We start from the raw sequence: 18,705 nt of genomic DNA, 5'->3' as shown, positions 1-18,705 counted from the left end.
ACTCAAGGATATTTATAAGAATGCAGAAACCATTATGGCACTCGATGCCGAATATATGACCGCTTCCTTTGTGGCTCTATTTTTTTTATTTTCTTTGTTGACAAATTCACTCGTCCATATATGACCATAGTGGGTGGGAATGACAACTTACAATTTGCTTTGCATCATTTTGACGTATTGGATAAGTTACGTAATCGTCCAATGCAAAATAAGTATAATTATTCTTAAAAAATGACTTCATGCTATTAGTGTAGATATATTTCATGCTATAATATTATTTTAAACAACATTGACTGTAAATATTTAGGTATATAATGATTACAAATGAAGAAGTACAAAGAATAGCAAAACTTGCTAGGTTTGATTTTAGCAAAGAGGAAATAAATAGTTTTTCCCAGCAACTGACTGAGATCATGAATATGATTAACATTTTAAACGATGTAGATTGTAGTAACGTTCAACCACTTACTTCAGTTTGTGGTATGAACCAAAGAATGCGAAAAGATCAAGTATTGTATGGTGATCTCTCTGACGAGTTATTTGCTAACTTACCAAATGATAAAGCAGAACTTGCCAGAGAAGTAAAATGTTTTGTAGTACCAAAAGTAGTAGAGTAAAATATGTCAGAAATTGTAAAATTAACCATAACCCAAGCCCTGAAAGCACTAAATAGCAAAGAATTCTCATGTGTTGAGCTAACTAAAGCTCATATTGCAGAAATGGATAAGCATAAAGAGCTGAATGCCTATATTACTGAAACTACAGATACGGCTTTACAGCAAGCTAAAATTGCTGATCAAAATTACCATAAAGGAATAGAAAAGTCATTAGAAGGAATTCCCATCTCTGTAAAAGATCTTTTTTGCACAAAAGGAGTGCTAACTACTGCAGGCTCAAGAATGCTTAGTAAATTTATACCAACATACGAATCGACTGTAAGTAATAAAGTGCAAGAGCATGGTACAATAATGCTTGGTAAGACTAATATGGATGAATTTGCCATGGGTTCTGCTAATATTACCAGCTATTTCGGTAACGTTATTAGTCCTTGGAAGGCTGTAGACGCACCTTCCACTCCACTAGTTCCAGGGGGGTCTTCTGGGGGAGCATCAGCTTCTGTTAGTGCTTTTTTAGCTATGGCAGCTCTTGGAAGTGATACAGGTGGCTCTGTTCGTCAACCTGCCAGTTATACCGGGGTTGTCGGATTCAAACCAACATATGGTCGATGTTCTAGATATGGGATGATTGCTTTTGCTAGTTCGCTTGACCAAGCTGGCGTGCTTACAAGAACTGTTGAAGATAACGCTTTAATGCTACAAGCCATGATGGGATTTGATGAGAAGGATTCTACTTCTATCGACTCCGAGGTACCACAACTAAGGTCAGCATGTAATGCTAGTGTAAAAAATATGAAGATAGGCGTTCCATTTGATCTTATGAGAAAACAGGGTATACAGCCTGACATTATTAAGATGTGGCAAAATACTATTGATATTCTTAAAAATGATGGGGTAGAAATTATTGATATTTCATTACCATATTCTAAATATGCACTATCTGCATATTATGTGATAGCACCTGCTGAAACCTCATCTAATTTATCAAGATATGATGGTGTAAGATATGGTTTTAGGGCAGAAAATGATGGAGTATCTATTGAAGAAATGTATCAAAAAACAAGGAGTGCTGGTTTTGGCTCTGAAGTTAAAAGACGTATTATGATTGGTACTTATTTGCTTTCATCTACTCTTATGGATGCTTATTATTTAAAAGCACAAAAAATAAGACGCTTGATTTCAGATGATTTTAACAAAGCTTTTGGGCGAGTTGAAGCAATAATTTTGCCATCTGCCCCATCCGAAGCCTTTAACTTAGGTGAGAAACAAGATAATCCTGTGACAATGTATTTAAACGATTTATTTACTATTCCAGCTAGTCTTGCCGGTCTTCCTTGTTGTTCTGTACCAGCTGCTTTATCTTCTAGAGGATTACCTCTTGGGATGCAAGTAATAGGCAAAGCCCTTGATGAATATAATACTTTAAAGGTGGCAGCAGCAATTGAGCGTGGTTCGAAAAATATTAGTTTTATATATTCTAATAAACGGAGTTAATTGGATTATTAGAGTTTAGAATGTCAGATTTACCGATCTTATCAATAAGCATTTTCTTGCCTTTACTAAGTGCATTATATATTCTGCTGTTTATTAGACAGAGTAGGTCGGTTAATAAACAAGTTTATGCGATATATGTTGCAGTTTTAAGCTCTGTACTAACATTAATAGCTACTATTTGTTTATTAGTTCAATTTGATAGTACATCAAAACTTTATCAATTTGTCGAATGCTATAATTGGGTTCAATGTATAGGTCTTGAATTCCACATTGGAGTCGATGGAATTTCAGTATTTTTTGTTGTTTTGACCAGCTTTTTAACCCTTATCTGTATTATAGCTAGTCTATTTACCGTCAAAAAATATATTAAAGAATTTTTGTTTTGTTTTTTATTAATTGAATCTTTTTGCATTGGGGCTTTTTCCTCAATGAATTTACTATTATTTTACTTATTTTTTGAAGTAATATTAATCCCGATGTATCTAATTATAGGAATTTGGGGAGGTGAAAATAGAGTTTATGCGGCTGTAAAGTTCTTCCTCTATACTTTCTTTGGTTCGGTATTTTTCTTATTGTCGTTGCTATATATTTATAGCCAATTTCACAGCTTTAATATGCTTGTTCTGAACGAATCAATACCTTTATTAGCATTATCGGTACAGAGAGTTTTATGGTTGGCAATCTTTATAGCCTTCGCGGTAAAAGTGCCTATGCTACCATTCCACACATGGCTTCCTGATGCACACGTACAAGCACCAACTGCTGGGTCTGTCATTTTGGCTGGGATATTATTAAAACTTGGAGCATATGGTTTTTTACGAGTGTCATTACCAATGTTTCCAAATATATCAAAAGAATTTGCATTTTATGTATTAGTGCTGAGTATATTTGCTGTAATATATGGTTCATTAGTGGCACTAGCTCAAAGAGATATGAAAAAGATGATAGCTTATTCATCAATAGCTCATATGGGCTATGTTACTGCTGGGATTTTTAGTTTGACAGAAGTGGGAATTAAGGGGGCAATATATCAAATGATTAGTCATGGTGTGGTAGCATCTACTTTGTTTTTGATAGTTGGTACTTTATATAACAGATTGCATACTAAGGAAATAGACCAATATGGTGGTGTAGCAAATAAAATGCCAATACTTGCCACTTTGTTTATGATTGCCATGCTTGGCTCTATAGGTTTACCAGGCACTAGCGGTTTTATAGGAGAATTTTTAAGTTTAATAGGTATTTATCAAGCCAATATAGTGCTAGCTATAATAAGTGCTGTTGGTATTATTCTTGGAGCTGTTTATATGCTAAAACTTTACAAAGAAGTAATGCTAGGACAAATTACTAATGTTCAGGTTGCAAGCTTTAAAGATTTATATCTCTATGAAATGATTGCAATTATACCATTATGTATAACAATAATTTACTTAGGTTTGCTACCAAATGCAATTATCAATATGCTTGATGTGTCAATTCACAAGATTTTGTTACAATTATTTTATGTTGTAAAATAATTAGGGTGTGTCATCAATCAATTGTTGATGCTTTAGGAAGTCCTACAGCTTTTCATTTAACAAAATAAGCTGGATAATAAGTCTAATTTATAGTAGACTCTAAATAAAAAATAAAAATATGAAAAATTTATTATTACTAACAATCATTAGCGTTTCGCTCTTATTTTCTGCTTCCTCTTGGGCCATTGATAATCAATTTTATTTGAAGGTAGAAGTTGGGGCAAATAAAATGAATAATATTAAGTTAAATGATAAAGAGTTACAGCAGAATACTGCTGCTATTGTTGGTGGAGGTGTGGGTTATTATGTTCTAGATAATGTTAGACTTGATCTTATGCTTGATTTTTTTGCTAATCAGCAAGTAAAACACTCTTTTGCCGGTGTGGACTCAAAAATTAAGCCCCAAATTACTACTTTAGTGCTTAGTGGTTATGTCGATATTTTTGATATAAGCATTTGTGAATTATTTATTGGAGCTGGTGCTGGTGTTGGTCATCTGAAAAACGAAATTACCAATAATAAGCTTGGTACTTCAGTTTCTAATAGTAAAAAAAATAACCTAGTATATCACCTTACTTTTGGAGCTGCTGCCAAGTTAGCTCCTGTAATAAAAGTTGAGGTAGCTTATAGCTGGAAAAATCTTGGTAGTACCAAAGAGATAAAGAATCATGTTAAGTCATTGCCTTATAAAGGTCATAATGTAACACTTGGCATTAGGTTTGATGTATAAGTTTACCTGGCTATAGTCTCAATTGATGAGAAGTTGGTGACGTCGTCACTAGTCGCTCGCCTATTACTTATCATAGCTCTAGAATTTTTTATTTATTTCCTTATGATGAGTAAAAAAGCTGACTGCTAAGGGTCATTGCGAGGAGCTGCTAAAAGCGGTGACGCAGCAATCCATTTTTGTGTCACCCCTGCGTAAGCAGGGGGCTAGATTCCACACCGAAGCGGGAATGACAGGGTAAAAACGTCATTGCGAGGAGCTATTTTAGTAGCGACGAAGCAATCCATGAGAATTAATAGATACATCAAGACTATATGGATTGCTTCGTAGGCTTACGCCTACTCGCAATGACGTTTTTATGCTGTTTAATACTTATAGAATAAAAATTGTAGGGTGCTATGGTCATCCCTGCTTCGGTGCGGGATCTATAATAGATTCCCGCCTACGCGGGAATGACAAATTTTGCGTTTAAAGATAGCTCTGCAAAAAACTTGATTATCGAGTAAAAGTAACCAAAAATGGATTGCCACGACCTACTTGCGTGGTCTCACAATGACGTTGAAAGATATTGCAAGCCTCAAAGCCTAATAAAACTAGTTTTGATGGTATAATCTTTATTAGGTCCTGAAATCTTATAACTCAAGTCAAAAGAATCTTTATTTAAGAATATGTAACTAGCTTGATAAATATCTAAGTTACATTGATGGGTAGCTTCAACTTGGCAAGGATTGTTAGAGATAAAATGCATTTGGTAAAATAAAGTATTGTTATTCTCATTAACAAAATACTTTACAATTTTGTCTTGTTCTAGAGAGTATATATATTCCTTAAAGGCTTTTACCTTAGGGCTACTACCGTGATAGTTGACATCAAGTTCTTCTCTATATAATATAGATGGATATTTTGAATATATAGGCTTTTTATCCTCTATAAAATAAGCAATTCCTTTAGCTGTGCCATAATTACCTAAAATTCTCGTAATAGTATAGGTTCCAACTAGGTTGTAGAATATATAGTCAATTGATGGGAAGTTGGTGACGTCGTCACTCGTCGCTCGCCTATTACTTATAGGCGTCGCTCCATCGTTCCTAGCCCCAAATTCCCCTGCATTGACTATATGTATCATTTCCCTAATTCCTTAGCGTCCTTATACAATAACCTATCAATAGCATTTTCTTTACCAATTATAGCGATAATTTCAAAAACACTTGGGGAAGTAGTCATACCTGTCATTAAAGCTCTAATATACTGCATGATATCTGCAAGTTTAATATTATTATCCTTGGCAATTTCTTTAAATTTTATTTGAATTGAGTCTTTATCAAAATTTGCTAAATTCTCCAATTCCTTTATAACTTGTCCCACCAAATTTTTATCACAATTATTGATCAGTTCTTTAGCTTCTTCAGAATAGATAATAGGAACATTAACTAAATAAATCCTAGCTAGTTTTGCTAATTCGACTAAATTGGTACTTCTTATTTTCAAACTTGGCATTGCTTGTCTAATATATTCCTTTTCTTTCTCAGTAACTTGATAATTTTCTTGTAAACTCTGACAAGTCATTTCTGTTAATGTTTGGTCATCAAGCTGACGTAAATAATGAGAATTTAAACTATCCATTTTGGCAAAATCAAGACGAGCTGGCGATTTACCTAGCCCATCAAGGTTAAACCATTCTATAGCTTGGGATATTGAAATAATCTCGTCATCTTTGTGACTCCAGCCTAATCTTAGTAAATAATTGCACAAACTCTCAGGTAAATACCCCATATCTTGGTAAGCCTTTACTCCAAGAGCCCCATGTCTTTTAGATAATTTCGCTCCATCATCTCCATGTATTAACGGTATATGTACCATATGTGGTACAGACCAGCCAAAAGCTTGATAAAGTATTTTTTGACGAGCCGCATTAGTTAAATGGTCATCCCCCCTGATAATATGGCTAATCTGCATATCGTGATCATCCACCACTACCGCTAACATATAGGTAGCAGTACCGTCACTACGTAACAATACCATATCATCAAGGTGCGAATTTTCAATAGTAACATCTCCTTGTAAAGAGTCATGAATAATTGTTTGCCCAGTTTTTGGGGCTTTCAAGCGGATAACGGGGATACTTTTCTGCTCCTGCGAATTAGAAGGTGGTACATCCCGCCAAGGGCTTTCGAACAAAAAATGTTGTTTATTAGCTATGGCACTATCTCGCTGTCTATCTATTTCTTGTTGAGAAGTAAAGCAATAATAAGCTTTCCCCTCATCTACTAACTTCAGAGCAGCTTTTTTGTATAAATCATTTCTTTTAGACTGAAAAATTACTTCTCCATCCCAGTTTAAACCAAGCCATTTCAAGCCGGAAAATATAGCATCTACTGCATCTTTGGTTGATCTTGCTTGATCAGTATCCTCAATTCGTAGCAAAAACTTACCATTATGGTGTTTAGCAAATAAATAATTAAACAACGCCGTCCTTGCTCCGCCAATATGCAAAAAGCCAGTAGGAGATGGAGCAAATCTAGTAATTATAGTCATATTTTCCTTTATTTAGTTAAGTAAGCAAAATAATTTACATCTATATCATCACTCAAATGCCAAAGTCCATTAACGATATTATAGGTTAAGCCTTTGAGTTCTTTAAGCCCAATATTATTATCATTGAACATCGAGTAAATTTCCGATGGTTTAAGAAATTTACTATGATCATGGGTGTTTTTGGGTACCCAATTAAGTAGGTATTCTGCCATCAAAATAGCCAGCATATATGATTTCACTGTACGATTAATCGTTGAAATTATAATCATACCATTTGGTTTTACTAAGCTAGCCAGGTTTTTTATAAAATCACCAGGGTTATCTATATGCTCTATTACTTCTAAACACAGCACCACATCATACTTATACTGTTTTTTATTTAAATCATCTGAATATACTAACTCCTCAACAGTTGATTTAAGATATTGTATATTCAAATTTTGTTCCGAGGCATATTGTACTGCAATATCTATATTACTTTGTAGAGCATCTATGCCGGTAACTATGCCATTTAATTTACAGAGAGGAGAGGTAATTAATCCTCCTCCACACCCTACATCTAAAATTTCTAAATTTGAACAAGGTAATATGTCATCCTGCACGTTAAAATGCTCTTTTATCTTGTCTATTATGTAACCAATACGAATTGGATTTATTTGATGCAGAATTTTAAATTCTCCATCTTTCTGCCACCATTGGCTAGAAATCTTACTAAATTTTTCTAGCTCTGTTTGATTAATAGAAGATTTTGTAGACATAGTTCCCTACTGGTTATAATATTGACTATACAGCTAAACCGATTAGCATTTATCCATAGCAAACTGACGTCATTGCAAGAAAGACCGTAGGTCAACGAAGCAATCCTGTTTTGGGTCATCCCCACAACTGTTGAAAGTTAGAAGAGGAAGCGGTTTTAGACCGAATAGTTTAAAAGTCGTATGTGGTCAACGTCTATTAGCAAGAAAGACCATAGGTCAACGAAGCAATCCATAAAAGTAACCAAAGATGGATTGCCACGACCTACTTGCGTGGTCTCGCAATGACAAAAAACCTATCTAAAACCCGCTTTACCTTCTAACTTTCAACAGTTGTGGGGTCATCCCTACTTCGGTGCGATATCCAGATTCCCAACCATTGCTAAGAATGACAATAGTGGGCGGGAATGATGGATTGCTTCGCTCTAGAAGGCTGCCTACGATAACTAATTCAAATCGCTTTCTCCACATTAACTATAATAAGAGGCGATTTATTCATTTCATGTTTTAATATTTTGCGAATAGCTGACCTTACAGCATTTTCGACCTGATCATCGAGGAGATTACCTTTTGATTTTCTCTGAATTTCTACTGTTTCAGCAATATTATCTTTGATTAGATTAATTAGCTGTGCATCATCATTAGAGTCAAGAAGTCCTGGCATAGATAAAATAGGTCTACAAGTAAGTTCGCCCTTCTTATTTATTATCAGAGAAGCAACTACTATACCATCATCACGCATACGTCTGCGGATTCTGAAAATTGATGATTCAGCTGGTAAAAGATAATTGCCATCAACAGCAAAATAACCCGTTGTTACTTTAGTTAAAATACGTGGATTATGAGGATCAAGTAATACTAGGCTACCATTTTCTACTTCAATAGCATGCTTTATACCATTTTTACGAGCTAATTTTGCTTGCTCATGTATGTGTACCGGTTCACCATGTACTGGCACGCAAATCTGAGGTCTAATTAAGGCGTACATTTGCTTGAGTTCGTCAATTGATGGATGTCCAGAAACATGAACGAAATGATCTCGTTCAGTTATCACTTCAATTCCTGCTTTTACGAAAATATTAAACATACGGAAAATTTTCTTTTCATTGCCAGGAATAATTTTTGAAGAGAATATAACTGTATCTTTAGGAGCTAACTTGATACTAGGATGACTATTATTTGCCATTTTGGCAGTAGCTGCTAGAGGTTCCCCTTGACAGCCAGTAGCAATAATTAAAAGTTCTTGCCTTTTAAATCTTGCAACATCCCGCTCATCAATTAAAGGGGCAATATCTTTCATATAACCACTTTCCTGAGCTGCGAGCAAAATTCTATGCAAACTTCTTCCTGATAGCACTACTTTTCTTCCTGCCATCTGACCTGCATGAATTATAGTTTCAAGTCGTGCCAAATTTGAAGCAAAGGTTGTTACCACAATCATTTGGGGGCAACCTGCTATAATATCTATTAAACTTTTACGCACTTCTCCTTCCGAGCCAGAAGTCCCTGCATTAAATACATTAGTTGAATCACAAACTAAAGCTAAAACCCCTTCATCGCCATAGGATTTTAGTAAATCCTTGTTAGCTTTTTCACCGAGTAAAGGATCATGGTCAAACTTCCAATCTCCAGTGTGGAAAACATTGCCAGCTTCTGTGCGTATCATAATTGCTTGCATTTCTGGAGCTGAATGGGTAAGCGGTACCATTTCTAATTGGAATGGATCAAGATTTATTTTTGCCGAAGGTTTTACTTCATGAATTTTTATAGTTTTAGCAAAATCATATTCAGCTAATCTAAGTTTCAGAAAATTTGCAGTGAAGGTAGTTGCATATATTGGGCATTTTAGACTGCTCCACAAATATTGGATTGCTCCCAAATGATCTTCATGTGCGTGAGTTAGGACTAAAGCTAACAAATCTTTTTTATATTGTTCGATAAAGCTAATATCAGCAATTATCATATCAACACCTGGTAAATAGTTATCAGCAAAGCCGCTACCGCAATCAACCATCAACCACTTTCCCTTATAATGATATAGATTGACGTTTATGCCGATTTCATTTGACCCGCCAAGTGGTAAGAATAGTAAAGCATTTTTATGGTTTTTAATGTTGAATGGCATGTTAACTTCTATATTATGTATGGTTTAAGTATATTTTTATACCTTATTTTCGGCTTTTAGTCTATGATTAATACTAATTTAGTTTATGCGAACATATTTGCTTTTGGTATAGTCTTATTATTGATCGTACTATTTCCTAATTTTGATATAGATTTCTCAAATTTATTCTACGACAGTAACGATGGATTTATCTACCGTAACAATAGCATTGTCCAATTATTGTTTGAAATTATTCCAATATTAACTAAACTACTACTTACAGTAACATTATTATACTTAATTTACTTAATTGTTAAGTATAAAACTTTTAATAGACTTATTATTTCTGGGAGCTTTTATATAATTTTGTCTACAGCAATAGGTCCTGGATTATTGGTGAATCATCTATTTAAAGAACATTTTGGCAGGGCTCGTCCTGTGCAAATTAAAAATTTTAATGGTTCCAAAAATTTTACTCGAGCTTTTTTAATTTCTAATGAATGTGTACATAACTGCTCATTTTCATCAGGACATGCAGCTATGGGATATAGTTTAACTAGCCTTGCGTATATTGCTCCTGTTATATATTTCTCAAGAATCTACAGTATCACCTTAATTTTTGGCTCATTAATTGGGTTAAGTCGCATATTAATGGGGGGGCATTTTTTAAGTGATGTACTAGCCTCATGTTTTTTTGTATTAATAATTAACCATATATTGTATTTATGTTGGCAAAAACTAAAATTAATATAAATAAAATTGCAATTATTTTTAACAATTCCACGAAATCGTTAGAACTAGTTAAGCAGCTCGAACTATGCTATAAATTTTGCAAAGTGGAAGAAGCAGAAGTAATTATTGTAGTTGGCGGAGATGGCGAATTATTACATGCGATACATCGTTATATGCACCTGAACGTTCCTTTTTATGGAATTAATTCTGGCAATATTGGGTTTTTAATGAATTCAATTATTATAGAAAAATTAATAGATAATTTACAAGAATCAATAGTTTCTCATTTATACCCTTTAGAGACGCAAGTAGAAACTGTAGATAGTAAAACCTATACCGCCCTAGCTATTAATGAAGTCTCGATATTTCGTAAAACCAACCAAGCAGCTAAATTTAAGATTGAAATTGATCAAGTTGAACGTATGAGTGAATTAGTAGCTGACGGGGCAATGGTTGCGACTCCAGCTGGTAGCAGTGCTTACAACTTATCTGCCGGGGGACCTATTTTACCACTTGAGTCAAATGTATTATGTCTAACGCCAATTTGTCCTTTTCGTCCAAGACGTTGGCACGGTGCGTTATTACCATTTTCCACTACTATAAGATTTGAAATTTTAGAAAGTAATAAAAGACCAGTAAATGCAGCTGCCGATTTTCAGGAATTTGACGATATTAAGTCAGTATTAATTAAATCAGCAAAAAACAAGATGATCAAATTACTATTTGATAAAAAAAATAGCCTTGAAAATCGAATTATCAAAGAGCAATTTAATGAGTAACTTATCTTACGCATAAAACCCCCATGGCAATTTAAAAATTGCGGAACGTCATTGTAATCTGATGTATCCCCACGAAACTGTTGCAAAATAGCAAAAATTGATAGAATATCATCATTATTTAATGATGATGGAGATATAGTCAATTGATGGGAAGTTGGTGACGTCGTCGCTCAATGCTCGCCTATTACTTATAGGCGTCGCTCCATCGTTCCTGCTACCCAATTCCCCTGAATTGACTATAATAGGTTATGGATGTAAAAACAGTATTAAATGACGGTAGAATTTCTAAATAAATTAAAGAGTATAATACCCGATGGTAAAAGGGTTATTGTTATTATAACATATTGGGTTATAGGGGTGGTAGGCTATAGCCAAGGTATGCAAAGAATTTTCCAACCTAATACAGTAAAAGATAAAAAGATTTATTCGTATTTTACCCTTGGGAAATTTATTATTGAATTTAATTATTTGCATACCATAAAACCATTGCTAGAACCCCTGGCAATCTATTATAAAGACGGAGCTTTATCATACTTAATTTCGTGGGGACATATCAGCTCGCAATGACGTCAGTTCTAGCTTCTTCTATTACCAAAGAATCTTAAAAGATATAAGAACAAGTTGATAAAGTCTAAATATAAGCTAAAAGCAGCCATTATAGACATTTTTTGTCCTAATTCTCCACCACCAGACATAAAATACATCGACTTAATTTTTTGAGTATCCCATGCAATAAGCCCCATAAATACAGCAACCCCAATTAGAGATGTTGCAAAATATATAGCGGAACTTTGTAAGAATATGTTAACCAACGATACAATGATAATACCAAACAATCCCATAACAAGAAATGATCCCATTGATGTTAAATCTCTATTGGTACTGTAGCCATAAAGACTCATTGCTCCAAAGACAGACGAGCAAATGAAGAAAGTCCGAGCAATTGACTCTCCAGTATAGATAAGCCCAAGAGATGCTAAGGACATACCAGTTAATGCAGCATAAACCCAAAACAATACTTTAGTAGTTTCTAAACTCATCTTGCCAAAGCCCATAAAGAAGTACAAAGCAATCCCCAAAGGAGAAATCATTACCAACGTTCCCAAACCAGTATTGCCTATAAATTGTCCATTTGGTGCAGTCTGAAATAAAAGCCTGGTCAATGGATCGAATGATATAGTAGCAATAGCTGTTACTCCAGTTAGCACAAGAGCTAAAGCCATATAATTATAGACTTTTAGCATGTATTCTCTCAGTCCTGCATCATATGTTTTCTGAGTGGCGGTAAAAGTTTTTGTATAATCAACCATAAGAAACCCCATGAATATGTTATTATCTCTATATAATATAGTATAGGATGCAAACCTTTTCTTTTCAAGAAGAAAATTCTAAAATAAAAATTTAGTTTTAATCAAGTAATTTATTTACATAGTACAAATATCTAGCTATTTTACTGATTAGACATATTTAGCCTCTGTGGTGGAATGGTAGACACAGTAGACTCAAAATCTACAGCCCCAAAGGCGTGCTGGTTCAAGTCCGGCCAGAGGTACCAATATAGTTCTAAAAATCTATGCTACAGTCAGTTCAGGAGAATTTGGGGCTAGGAGCGATGCCTATAAGTAATAGGCAAGCATTGAGTGCATAGGCGTCAGTTTAAGAAAATAAAGTAGAAAATCGTCATTGCGAGCCACCGTAGGTGGCGTGGCAATCCATTTTTAATCACTTTTCTAGATTGCTTCATCGACCTTACGGTCTCCTCGCAATGACGATTTCTCAATTATTGTTTTCTTAAATTGACTCTTATGAGCGTTGAACGATGCCGTCACCAACTGCTCATCAATTGACTATAAATAATAATTTTTAAAATAATCTTGTATACTCATTGATGTTTCGTGTATAAATTAAGTTTAAAAAACTTATCAAGTTCTATGATGAAATTAGCAAAATTATTATTTTATACAATCACTACCTGCTTAATCCTATCTGGTTGTAAAACCAAGAAGACGGACGAAGACTTAATAGTTCCAGCTCCAGAATTATACAATGATGGTCTTATTTTACTGGAAAAGCAACAATATTTGAAAGCTGCCGAAGAATTTTCGAGGATTTTTTATCAAGATCCTGGTAATAAAATGACTCCTCAAGCTGAGTTGATGCAGTCATATTCTTTATTCCTCGGAGGTCAGTATGAAGAAGCAGTAGATGTACTGGATAGCTTTATTAAGCTTCATCCAATGCATGAAGATATTGCATATGCCTATTACCTAAAGGCATTATCCTATTATATGCAAGTCTCGAATGTACAACTTGATCAATCAAGAACCTTTTTAGCTAAAAAGAGTTTTGAAGATGTGATAAGACTTTTCCCAAAAACAAAATATTCAATTGATGCAGCTTTAAAAATCGATTTAGTAAATGATCATTTAGCTGGCAAGGAAATGGACGTAGGTCGTTATTATCTCATGCAGAATAACCCCATAGCTGCTATCAATAGATTCCAGATTATTGTAGATGATTATCAAACTACATCACATATACCAGAAGCACTTTATCGCTTAGTGGAAAGTTATTTAATGCTAGGTCTTAGCAATGAAGCAAAGAAATATGCCGCGGTACTCGGTCATAACTATCCGGACAGTACTTGGTATAAATATTGCTACTCACTAATTAATAACTCTTTAAAAGAATGAAATATAATGTTACAAAGTCTTTCGGTTAAGAACTTTATTCTGATAGACGAATTGGAGATAGAGTTTGAAAAGGGGCTATGTGTAATTACCGGAGAAACCGGAGCTGGTAAGTCTATTTTGCTAGATGCAATTTTGTTCTCTTTAGGTAACAAATTCTCTGATAATGTAATAAAACATGGGAGTGATTACTGTTCGGTTGCTACAACATTCACTCTCAATGATGACTTAAAAAAGCTTTTGGAGCAATTTAATATTGAGTATGACCAGGAATTATTAATAAAACGTATTCAAAAACCTAACAACCGTAAGAAATTTCTTATTAATGATCAAGTAGTAACGATAAGTACCTTGCAACAAGTAGCAGATTATTTATTTGAACTTCATGGGCAAAATAGTCATACTTCTCTTCTTAGCCCTTCCTTCCATATTAACATTTTGGACGATTATGGAGGGCTTGTAAATTTAAGATCTGAATTATCAAAACATTTTGATATTTTACAGACAACTACCAAAGAAATCAATAAAGTTACCAGAGATAAAGATGCTATAGAACAAGAAATAGATTATTTAACCTTTGTTACCAAAGAATTAGAAGCTCTTGATTATCAAACAGGAGAAGAAGAAAAGCTTGTTACTATAAGGCGTAGTTTACAAAATCGTGATAAAGAAATACAAGTGATCCAAGATATATTATCATATCTTGAAGTCCCTGAAATTAATAAGTCAATTAATAATGCTCAACGTTTGATAAACCGTAATTTACAGCAAAACGAAGAATTTGCCTCTATTTCATTAAATTTAGATGATTGCTATAATAGCTTAGAAGAAGCACGTATAAAATTACAGAATATTATTAATAACATTGATAGAAATGAATTTAACTTAGACGAAGTGGAAGAAAGGCTATTTAAAATTCGTGATATAGCACGAAAATATAATATTTCTTGCGATAAAATACCTGAATTTTTTGATAATTCTAATCAACAATTAAATGCCCTTAAAAATAAAATCAATAATGTTAAAATCCTAGATATTAATAAGCTAGCAGAACATAAAAAATATTTTGAACTAGCTGAAGCTTTATCATACAAGCGTTCTATTAGTGCAAAAAATCTAGAATTAGCTGTACAAAAAGAGCTTGAACAGCTTAAAATGGAAAAGGCGATTTTTAAAGTAGAAATAGCACCTAAAAATAATCCTTCTAACCAAACCAATAATAAAAATTTTGCAGAATTAAACATAAGCGAGGAGTTTTTAGAAGAAACTAAGCAAAATACGGAAGGTAGAACTAGTCAGATGCTATTATGCAAGATGTCTGATGGTATTGATAATATACGTTTCGTTGCCTCAACAAATCCAGGTATGCAACTTGCACCTATTGATAAAATTGCTTCTGGTGGCGAATTATCAAGGTTTATGTTAGCACTAAAAACTTGTCTCTTTGATAAATCACTGAAAGACATTATTATTTTTGATGAGATAGATACCGGAATTGGTGGTATCGTGGCCGATAAAGTTGGAGAAAAGCTTAAAAAGCTTAGCTCTATTGCCCAAGTGATTGTTATTACTCACCAACCTCAAGTAGCGGGTAAGGCAGATCAGCATATTATTGTCAACAAACTACAATTGGATGAAACTACTAAAATTACGGTAAAAAGCCTGAATCTTCAGGAAAGACAAGCTGAGCTTGCTCGCATGATTTCAGGAGAATCCATTACCGATGCGAGCCTAAAAGCAGCTAAAGAGTTGCTTAAGCCTTAAGAGGCTGTGCCACACAAGTGAGTGTTCACGGAAAAAAAGCTAAAGTACAAGACGTCATTGCGAGAAGGTGTAGCCGACGAAGCAATCCATTCCTGGTCGTTTTTGGATTGCTTCGTCGACCTTACGGTCTTCTCGCAATGACGCTTGGTGAGCAGATTTGTTATTCATAAGAAAATAAAAAAGATAATTGCTATGACCTTTCTTAAGCAACAACTTTTTTCTTATTTATTTTTTTAGTGTTTACTTGAAGTTTTTCTTTAATTCTAGCTGCTTTACCACTTAGGTTTCTTAGGTAATAGAGTTTAGCACGACGTACTACACCATATTTTACAACTTCAATTGCATGTACCATCGGTGAGAAAATCATAAATCGTCTCTCTACACCTTCACCATGACTGACCTTACGAACTACGCAAGAAGAGGCAACTCCACTATTTCTTCTAGCAATTACCACACCTTCATATGCTTGCAGTCTCTCTAACAATTTTTCCTTGCCATCTTTTTCGACTGTTCGGTCAATTATCTTTACAGTAACCTTTAAAGTATCTCCCGCCTTAAAATCAGGAATTTTTTTATTTTCAGTTAGTTTTGCAATTTGCTGTTGTTCAAATTGCTCAATAATATTCATCGCTTTAAACTCCTATAAAATTTAATAAATCTGGTCTACGTTTTTTAGTAATCTCCATAGACTGATTACTTTTCCAATCTCTAATTAACTGATGATTACCAGACAACAAAACACTTGGAACTTCTCTGTTTTTCCATTTTACTGGTCTCGTATATAAAGGGCATTCAAGCAATCCAGCAAACTCACCATTTTTCTCAAAAGACTCTGATTGCAATGTATCTTGGTTTGCTAATACATTCGGAAGTAGTCTAATCAAACAATCGAGAATAGTAAGGGCTGCTACCTCGCCACCAGATAAAATATAATCCCCTATACTAATTTCTCTAACATTATACTCTTCAATTATACGTTCGTCAATCCCTTCAAATCGCCCACATAAAATTATTATTTGTTTTTCTTGTATAATTTGATGAGCAATATTTTGGTTAAATAATTTTCCTCTTGGTGATGGGTAATATATTGGGGTATTAGGACTTGAAGACAAAACATTATCTAAACAGCTACCAAGTACATCCGGACGCATTATCAGCCCGCTACCACCGCCATAAGCTTCATCGTCAACATTTTTATGTCTAGTTAACCCAAAATCTTTTATATTAACCACATTATAAGACCAAATACCTTTTTTTAAGGCTTGCCCTGCAAGGGAATATTTCAAAGATCCAGGAAACATTTCTGGAAATATGGTTAATATTGATGCGTGTAATGAAGACATTTTATAAATATGATGATTTTTAAAACAAAAAAATTGATTTGAGTTATATTATAGTCTATATAATTAAACAATATCAATCTAACTTATAGTCAATTGATAAGAAATTGGGGACGTTGTCACTCGTCGCTTGCCTATTACTTATGGGCATCATTCCTAGCCCCAAATTCTCCTGAATTGACTATAACACTTAAGTACTAGGAGATTTTCGTTATCTTTGCCTCCTAGTACTTATTTTGATTTTTATCATTTATTCGGGGCATAGCGCAGTCTGGTAGCGCATCTGGTTTGGGACCAGAGGGTCGGGAGTTCAAATCTCTCTGCCCCGACCATCACTTATCACCTTTCCAGAGTTTTTTTTGCTCTTACTAAAAATCTTAAATAATTAGAGAGAAGTTTGGGAAGTTGTTATTAGTCGCTCCTGCTCATAGTACCCTACAATTTTTGTAATAAATACTCTGCAAAGGTATTGTATATGGGAGGTTGAAGTAGTATAAGAGTGTATTTTCTGACTATGCACAATATACTACTTCAGTCACTGATACTAAACTTTTCTTGGAAAAAATCAAGGCTAGAATGTCTTTCTGGAATGATTATGAGTCTAATTGAGAATTGCTCCGTTAGCGGTAAAAACATGGCACTTGGAATTAAGAGTGAAGCTAAACATAGCTCTAGAATTCAAAGAATATATAGGCTGTTTAGGGATCAAATATTTAATTATGACAAAATTGCTAAGTTTATTTTGAATATTTTTGCTAATGACAAATACATTATTGCTCTGGATAGAACTTGCTGGAAATTTGGCACAAGTGATATTAATATATTATTTTTGGTTATAGTTTTCGGAAAAATTTCTGTGCCTATTTATTGGTATCCATTAGATCACGGGGGTGCTTGTTCTAGCTGGTTGATGGAGGAAATTTTAGAGCGATTTATCAATAATTTTGGAGTTCATAAAATTAAATATTTATTGGCTGATCGCGAATTTATGAGTAAAGAATGGCTTAATTTTCTAACTAACGTCAATTCGGGATAAGGTTATAATTTAGAGGAAAGTCGAAATTGCAATTTATGGAAGGTTTATTTTTCTTAAGAGAATAGGCAACTAGTGTAGAAAGTATATGAACAAAAGCATTTATAGGGTATCTGTGTCTAGTATGCTCAAGGTTCATTTTGTTCTTTAAATAATCAAAAACTGTTTCAATTAAATTACGTTTTCTTAACATAATCTTCTCCTTTAAATCCATTAATTTATTTGGCATATTTTTCTTAATCCCATGCACCATTTTTAATCCTCTTTCATATAAACTGATGAATAAGTTTTGCTTAATATATCCTTTATCTGCATACATAACTCCTGTTAAACCATTTGTTAACTCAGGTACTGGAATCCTATCATCAACGTTTCCTTTAGTCATTTTTAATGCTATAAATTGTCCTTTTTCATTAATAATTAAGTGTAACTTGAACCCATAAAAATAACCCATCGATGATTTGCTATGTTTCGCTAGTCCCTTAAATATTTTATTACTATATCGCCTTTTATTATGACAAGCCTTGATTGTCGTTGCATCAATAAAATAAGTACCTGTTTCCTCGCCAAATAACAAATGCATAAGAATATTAAGCGGGATAAACAATCTAGGCATTA

18 protein-coding genes and 2 tRNA genes are annotated in these 18,705 nt (G+C 33.9%); 12 read left to right on the top strand and 8 right to left on the bottom strand.

Annotated elements, in window-relative coordinates:
- Positions 1–314: 314 nt before the first annotated feature.
- The 4 genes from gatC to RiCNE_RS02260 all read left to right on the top strand — a co-directional run bounded on the left by gatC (position 315) and on the right by RiCNE_RS02260 (position 4,358).
- A complete protein-coding gene (gene gatC / locus RiCNE_RS02275; RefSeq protein WP_094649006.1) occupies positions 315–617 on the top strand; it encodes an Asp-tRNA(Asn)/Glu-tRNA(Gln) amidotransferase subunit GatC in 303 nt (100 codons plus the stop codon).
- A gap of 3 nt (positions 618–620) precedes the next feature.
- Positions 621–2,111 (top strand): Asp-tRNA(Asn)/Glu-tRNA(Gln) amidotransferase subunit GatA, encoded by a 1,491-nt coding sequence (gene gatA, locus RiCNE_RS02270; protein WP_094649005.1) that lies wholly within the window; start codon positions 621–623, stop codon positions 2,109–2,111.
- A 20-nt stretch (positions 2,112–2,131) separates the two neighbouring features.
- Positions 2,132–3,628, top strand: coding sequence for an NADH-quinone oxidoreductase subunit M (locus RiCNE_RS02265; RefSeq protein WP_094649004.1), 1,497 nt, complete (start codon positions 2,132–2,134; stop codon positions 3,626–3,628).
- A 118-nt stretch (positions 3,629–3,746) separates the two neighbouring features.
- A complete protein-coding gene (locus RiCNE_RS02260; protein WP_094649003.1) occupies positions 3,747–4,358 on the top strand; it encodes an outer membrane protein in 612 nt (203 codons plus the stop codon).
- Between the two features lie 574 nt (positions 4,359–4,932).
- On the opposite strand, the gene RiCNE_RS07950 is transcribed toward RiCNE_RS02260, so the two are convergent.
- The 4 genes from RiCNE_RS07950 to RiCNE_RS02240 form a co-directional block, all read right to left on the bottom strand.
- Positions 4,933–5,481 carry a DUF6314 family protein gene (locus RiCNE_RS07950; RefSeq protein WP_094649002.1) on the bottom strand — a complete coding sequence of 183 codons (549 nt, stop codon included), beginning with the start codon at positions 5,479–5,481 and terminating at the stop codon, positions 4,933–4,935.
- On the bottom strand, positions 5,478–6,890 hold the full coding sequence (gene gltX / locus RiCNE_RS02250) for a glutamate--tRNA ligase (protein ID WP_094649001.1): 1,413 nt from the start codon (positions 6,888–6,890) through the stop codon (positions 5,478–5,480). The genes RiCNE_RS07950 and gltX overlap by 4 nt, the downstream gene beginning before the upstream one ends.
- 8 nt (positions 6,891–6,898) lie before the next feature.
- On the bottom strand, positions 6,899–7,648 hold the full coding sequence (gene ubiG / locus RiCNE_RS02245; protein ID WP_094649000.1) for a bifunctional 2-polyprenyl-6-hydroxyphenol methylase/3-demethylubiquinol 3-O-methyltransferase UbiG: 750 nt from the start codon (positions 7,646–7,648) through the stop codon (positions 6,899–6,901).
- 448 nt (positions 7,649–8,096) lie between these two features.
- Positions 8,097–9,770 carry a ribonuclease J gene (locus RiCNE_RS02240; protein WP_094648999.1) on the bottom strand — a complete coding sequence of 558 codons (1,674 nt, stop codon included), beginning with the start codon at positions 9,768–9,770 and terminating at the stop codon, positions 8,097–8,099.
- 63 nt (positions 9,771–9,833) lie between these two features.
- Here RiCNE_RS02240 and RiCNE_RS02235 point away from each other — a divergent pair, with 63 nt between their 5' ends.
- The 3 genes from RiCNE_RS02235 (at position 9,834) to RiCNE_RS02220 (ending at position 11,827) form a co-directional block, all read left to right on the top strand.
- Positions 9,834–10,502: a phosphatase PAP2 family protein gene (locus RiCNE_RS02235; RefSeq protein ID WP_094648998.1), complete on the top strand. Its 669-nt coding sequence runs from the start codon at positions 9,834–9,836 to the stop codon at positions 10,500–10,502.
- Positions 10,493–11,260, top strand: coding sequence for an NAD kinase (locus RiCNE_RS02230; RefSeq protein WP_094649009.1), 768 nt, complete (start codon positions 10,493–10,495; stop codon positions 11,258–11,260). Before RiCNE_RS02235 ends, RiCNE_RS02230 begins: the two co-directional genes overlap by 10 nt.
- Positions 11,261–11,530: 270 nt before the next feature.
- Positions 11,531–11,827, top strand: a complete 297-nt coding sequence (locus tag RiCNE_RS02220; RefSeq protein WP_094648996.1) for a hypothetical protein — start codon at positions 11,531–11,533, stop codon at positions 11,825–11,827.
- 8 nt (positions 11,828–11,835) lie between these two features.
- Here the strand turns inward: RiCNE_RS02220 and RiCNE_RS02215 are convergent, their stop codons facing one another.
- Entirely contained in the window at positions 11,836–12,570 is a 735-nt protein-coding gene (locus RiCNE_RS02215) for a Bax inhibitor-1/YccA family protein (RefSeq protein ID WP_094649008.1), read from the bottom strand.
- 160 nt (positions 12,571–12,730) lie between these two features.
- On the opposite strand from RiCNE_RS02215, the gene RiCNE_RS02210 reads away from it, so the two are divergent.
- From RiCNE_RS02210 to recN, 3 genes are all read left to right on the top strand, one after another.
- Positions 12,731–12,815, top strand: a tRNA-Leu gene (locus tag RiCNE_RS02210).
- Positions 12,816–13,194: 379 nt separating this feature from the next.
- Positions 13,195–13,953, top strand: a complete 759-nt coding sequence (locus RiCNE_RS02205; RefSeq protein WP_094649007.1) for an outer membrane protein assembly factor BamD — start codon at positions 13,195–13,197, stop codon at positions 13,951–13,953.
- A gap of 6 nt (positions 13,954–13,959) precedes the next feature.
- On the top strand, positions 13,960–15,714 hold the full coding sequence (gene recN / locus RiCNE_RS02200; protein ID WP_094648995.1) for a DNA repair protein RecN: 1,755 nt from the start codon (positions 13,960–13,962) through the stop codon (positions 15,712–15,714).
- A gap of 202 nt (positions 15,715–15,916) precedes the next feature.
- Here recN and rplS read toward each other — a convergent pair whose 3' ends face one another.
- Both rplS and trmD read right to left on the bottom strand, forming a co-directional pair.
- Positions 15,917–16,342, bottom strand: coding sequence for a 50S ribosomal protein L19 (gene rplS / locus RiCNE_RS02195; RefSeq protein ID WP_094648994.1), 426 nt, complete (start codon positions 16,340–16,342; stop codon positions 15,917–15,919).
- A gap of 4 nt (positions 16,343–16,346) precedes the next feature.
- Complete coding sequence (gene trmD, locus RiCNE_RS02190; RefSeq protein WP_094648993.1) at positions 16,347–17,057, bottom strand: tRNA (guanosine(37)-N1)-methyltransferase TrmD; 711 nt, start codon at positions 17,055–17,057, stop codon at positions 16,347–16,349.
- Between the two features lie 252 nt (positions 17,058–17,309).
- Here trmD and RiCNE_RS02185 point away from each other — a divergent pair.
- Positions 17,310–17,386 (top strand) — tRNA-Pro (locus RiCNE_RS02185).
- Positions 17,387–17,568: 182 nt separating this feature from the next.
- Positions 17,569–18,090 carry a hypothetical protein gene (locus RiCNE_RS02180; RefSeq protein WP_133062925.1) on the top strand — a complete coding sequence of 174 codons (522 nt, stop codon included), beginning with the start codon at positions 17,569–17,571 and terminating at the stop codon, positions 18,088–18,090.
- On the opposite strand, the gene RiCNE_RS02175 is transcribed toward RiCNE_RS02180, so the two are convergent.
- Positions 18,077–18,705, bottom strand: a 629-nt coding sequence (locus RiCNE_RS02175; protein ID WP_094648991.1) for an IS982 family transposase, incomplete at its 5' end; no start/stop codon positions are given. The genes RiCNE_RS02180 and RiCNE_RS02175 overlap by 14 nt on opposite strands.

The sequence above is a fragment of the Rickettsia endosymbiont of Culicoides newsteadi genome (genome assembly GCF_002259525.1).
Lineage (GTDB): Bacteria > Pseudomonadota > Alphaproteobacteria > Rickettsiales > Rickettsiaceae > Tisiphia.
This window is presented reverse-complemented; position numbering and strand designations above follow the sequence as displayed.

Bases quoted from the DNA above. Each gene is read 5' to 3' on its own strand.
- RiCNE_RS02220 (WP_094648996.1), top strand. From the start codon at position 11,531: ATGACGGTAGAATTTCTAAATAAATTAAAGAGTATAATACCCGATGGT.
- rplS (WP_094648994.1), bottom strand. From the start codon at position 16,342: ATGAATATTATTGAGCAATTTGAACAACAGCAAATTGCAAAACTAACT.
- gatC (WP_094649006.1), top strand. From the start codon at position 315: ATGATTACAAATGAAGAAGTACAAAGAATAGCAAAACTTGCTAGGTTT.
- RiCNE_RS02260 (WP_094649003.1), top strand. From the start codon at position 3,747: ATGAAAAATTTATTATTACTAACAATCATTAGCGTTTCGCTCTTATTT.
- RiCNE_RS02265 (WP_094649004.1), top strand. From the start codon at position 2,132: ATGTCAGATTTACCGATCTTATCAATAAGCATTTTCTTGCCTTTACTA.
- RiCNE_RS02235 (WP_094648998.1), top strand. From the start codon at position 9,834: ATGATTAATACTAATTTAGTTTATGCGAACATATTTGCTTTTGGTATA.
- RiCNE_RS02240 (WP_094648999.1), bottom strand. From the start codon at position 9,770: ATGCCATTCAACATTAAAAACCATAAAAATGCTTTACTATTCTTACCA.
- RiCNE_RS02205 (WP_094649007.1), top strand. From the start codon at position 13,195: ATGAAATTAGCAAAATTATTATTTTATACAATCACTACCTGCTTAATC.
- recN (WP_094648995.1), top strand. From the start codon at position 13,960: ATGTTACAAAGTCTTTCGGTTAAGAACTTTATTCTGATAGACGAATTG.
- RiCNE_RS02180 (WP_133062925.1), top strand. From the start codon at position 17,569: ATGCACAATATACTACTTCAGTCACTGATACTAAACTTTTCTTGGAAA.
- RiCNE_RS02215 (WP_094649008.1), bottom strand. From the start codon at position 12,570: ATGGTTGATTATACAAAAACTTTTACCGCCACTCAGAAAACATATGAT.
- trmD (WP_094648993.1), bottom strand. From the start codon at position 17,057: ATGTCTTCATTACACGCATCAATATTAACCATATTTCCAGAAATGTTT.
- RiCNE_RS07950 (WP_094649002.1), bottom strand. From the start codon at position 5,481: ATGATACATATAGTCAATGCAGGGGAATTTGGGGCTAGGAACGATGGA.
- gatA (WP_094649005.1), top strand. From the start codon at position 621: ATGTCAGAAATTGTAAAATTAACCATAACCCAAGCCCTGAAAGCACTA.
- gltX (WP_094649001.1), bottom strand. From the start codon at position 6,890: ATGACTATAATTACTAGATTTGCTCCATCTCCTACTGGCTTTTTGCAT.
- ubiG (WP_094649000.1), bottom strand. From the start codon at position 7,648: ATGTCTACAAAATCTTCTATTAATCAAACAGAGCTAGAAAAATTTAGT.